The 2,774-nt window shown below is 36.3% G+C and carries 3 protein-coding genes; all 3 read right to left on the bottom strand.

Translation table 11 applies throughout. The features are described from left to right. Positions 1-131: 131 nt before the first annotated feature. The 3 genes from F6K13_RS26970 to cax all read right to left on the bottom strand — a co-directional run bounded on the left by F6K13_RS26970 (position 132) and on the right by cax (position 2,598). Positions 132-344 carry a hypothetical protein gene (locus F6K13_RS26970; protein ID WP_124142948.1) on the bottom strand — a complete coding sequence of 71 codons (213 nt, stop codon included), beginning with the start codon at positions 342-344 and terminating at the stop codon, positions 132-134. Between the two features lie 89 nt (positions 345-433). Beyond that, the gene (hisF, locus tag F6K13_RS26975) at positions 434-1,204 is read right to left on the bottom strand and encodes an imidazole glycerol phosphate synthase subunit HisF (protein WP_124142947.1); all 771 of its coding nucleotides are present in this window, start codon (positions 1,202-1,204) and stop codon (positions 434-436) included. Between the two features lie 275 nt (positions 1,205-1,479). Further along, positions 1,480-2,598 carry a calcium/proton exchanger gene (cax, locus tag F6K13_RS26980; protein ID WP_124154954.1) on the bottom strand — a complete coding sequence of 373 codons (1,119 nt, stop codon included), beginning with the start codon at positions 2,596-2,598 and terminating at the stop codon, positions 1,480-1,482. Between the last annotated feature and the right edge of the window lie 176 nt (positions 2,599-2,774).

A 2,774-nucleotide genomic window follows, 5' to 3' on the forward strand; every position in this document is an offset into this window, starting at 1 on the left:
TGCTGATTTTTTATAGTTTTGTCAACAGACAAGAAATTAATCAAAAAAATTCAACAACATCCCTATGGGATTATATTTCAAAGTATAGAGTACTCAGGGACATTATATCTTCAAGAGAAGCTTAAAAATACTTAAAAATATGCATAGGAGTGTTGAGACATTTGAGTTAGGTGAGTCATGCAAGTACCCATCAGAAAATAAACTACCATCATTGCAGCAGCAGATGTAGCAACTAAAATACCAGCTAGCATTAGGGAAAATTCTCGATGATTGAATGATTCCTGCATGAGATGCAGAGACCAAGCCACTAAGGCCACATCAAGTATTAGAATAGTGAATAACATAAGTTACATTTTGTAACAGTCCCTCTATTTTAACAACATTTCTTAAAAAAACACCCTAATTTTTTTACTAAAAAAATATAAAAGTAACCTTAACCATGTCTCACAGGAACTTGATGGTTAGCCAAATAATCCTTAATTTCCGACACGCTTAGTTGACCATAATGAAGTAACGAAGCAAGTAAAGCTGCTTCTGCCCTACCCTCAGTTAAAGCCTCAAAAATGTGCTGACAGTTACCAGCACCGCCAGAAGCAACCACTGGAATTTGAACATTATCTGCTATAGATCTAGTGAGCGCTAAATCATAACCAGCTTGGGTTCCATCCGCATCCATACTTGTAACAAGAAGCTCTCCTGCACCTCTTTTCTCCACTTCCAATGCCCAAGATATTGCATCTTTGCCAGTATTTTCTCGTCCACCCCGAACATAAACGTCCCATCCTAATTTATCTGGGTCTTGACGACGACGAGCATCAATAGCTACTACAATACACTGATTCCCAAAGCGGTCACTTGCCCGATCAATCAAGTCAGGATTACGCACCGCTGCTGAATTTATACTGACTTTATCTGCACCTGCTCTTAATAAATCTTTAATATTTTCTAAGGATTGGATACCACCACCAACTGTCAGAGGAATAAAAACCTGCTCTGCAGTCCTATAGACAACATCTATTATGGTACCTCGGTCTTCGTGAGTAGCAGTAATATCAAGAAATACCAATTCATCAGCACCAGCATCATTATATACTTGGGCCAGCTCTACAGGGTCTCCAGCATCTTGAAGATCAACAAAGTTGACACCTTTAACTACTCGACCTGCATTAACATCAAGACAAGGTAAAATTCTTTTGGCTAGCATAGAAATAAGTTAGTTATAAAGGAAGGAAGAAGAAAGAAGGAAGAAGAAAGAAGAAAGAAGTAAAGAAGAAAGAAGGAAGAAGTAAATAATAAATAACAAAGAAGAAAGAAGGAAGAAGAGAAAGTTTTTTTATCAAAATAATTGGGTTGCACAATCCCACCTTTTAAGGCGAAATGTTTTTGGAGTCTTGCTCAAATCCCAGTTACAAAAAACAACTTCTGACTTCCCCTCCTGGGAGGGGTTTGGGGTGGGTTGACTTCTAACTTCTGACTTCGTTAAGTTAATCCTTCAATCACAGGATGGTAATAAAAAGCTAATCCCAAAACGGCATAAGCTGCTAATAATAAAGCTCCTTCTAACCAATCAGAACGACCATCAGAACTTACAGAATTAGCAATTAATACTGCTACTACTACTGCTACTAATTCAAAAGGATTAAAATTCAAATCCATTGGTTGACCCAGTAACAAACCCGCCAAAATTAACACTGGTGCTACAAATAAAGCAATCTGTAAACTAGAACCTACTGCCACTGAAACAGACAAATCCATTTTATTTTTCATCGCAACAGTAACTGCCGTAGCGTGTTCGGCAGCATTACCAATAATTGGAACTACAATTACACCAGTAAATAAAGTAGTTAATCCCAAAGTTTCTGTAGCTTCTTCGAGAGAATCAACCAATAATTCTGATTCAAATGCTACGGCTAAAGTTGCTACTAATAGTACAGAAATCCACAGTAATAAATTAGGTTTATGCTCAGATTTTTCTTCTGATTCAGTATTAGAATCTGATTCTTCTGGTTCATTACCTGCCACACCAACTTCATATAAATAAGAGTGAGTCTTCATGGAAAATAATAAGGTGAGTATATAAACAGCAATTAAAACTATTGCTACTGCACCCGACAGATTTTGCATCGTATTTTCACTAATACCATCAGAAGTAGCATTTACCGCTGTTGGAACTAAAATTGCAATTACAGCTAAGTTCATTGCTGAAGCATTTAAACGAGCTACTACGGACTGAAATTTTTGTTCTTTGAAACGTAGCCCTCCTAAAAACATTGATAAACCCATTACTAACAATAAGTTACCAATAATAGAACCTGTAATACTCGCCTTAACTACGCTTACTAACCCAGCATTTAGAGCAATAATACCAATAATTAATTCTGTAGCATTTCCGAATGTAGCATTCAATAATCCACCTAAGTTAGGACCAAGAACAACAGCAATTTCTTCTGTCGCTGTACCCATCCAACCTGCTAAAGGAATAATTGCTATAGCAGATGTAATAAAGATAGCTGATGAACCCCATTCTAGGAAATTACCTGCAATTGAAATTGGAATAAATACTAATAAAATTGAAAGGATTGTTTTTGTATTTAGCATAAGGTGTAAATTACCAGTTTAGTGAATCAGAAATTAGGTAAAAATCAATCAATAGGGTTGGCTGAAAAGTATTTTGCTGGTGGGTATAATTTAGGGTTAAGAACTCAGGGGTTAGAAATCAGGATAAATACGAAAAACCCAAGCAAGAGATAGAAAAAATAGCCTATTTTTTTGGA

It is taken from the genome of Okeania sp. SIO2B9 (assembly GCF_010672505.1).
In the GTDB taxonomy this organism is placed as follows: Bacteria; Cyanobacteriota; Cyanobacteriia; order Cyanobacteriales; family Microcoleaceae; genus Okeania; species Okeania hirsuta.

Excerpts from the sequence above, each read along its gene's own strand:
- F6K13_RS26970 (WP_124142948.1), bottom strand. The coding sequence starts at position 344 with ATGTTATTCACTATTCTAATACTTGATGTGGCCTTAGTGGCTTGGTCT.
- hisF (WP_124142947.1), bottom strand. The coding sequence starts at position 1,204 with ATGCTAGCCAAAAGAATTTTACCTTGTCTTGATGTTAATGCAGGTCGA.
- cax (WP_124154954.1), bottom strand. The coding sequence starts at position 2,598 with ATGCTAAATACAAAAACAATCCTTTCAATTTTATTAGTATTTATTCCA.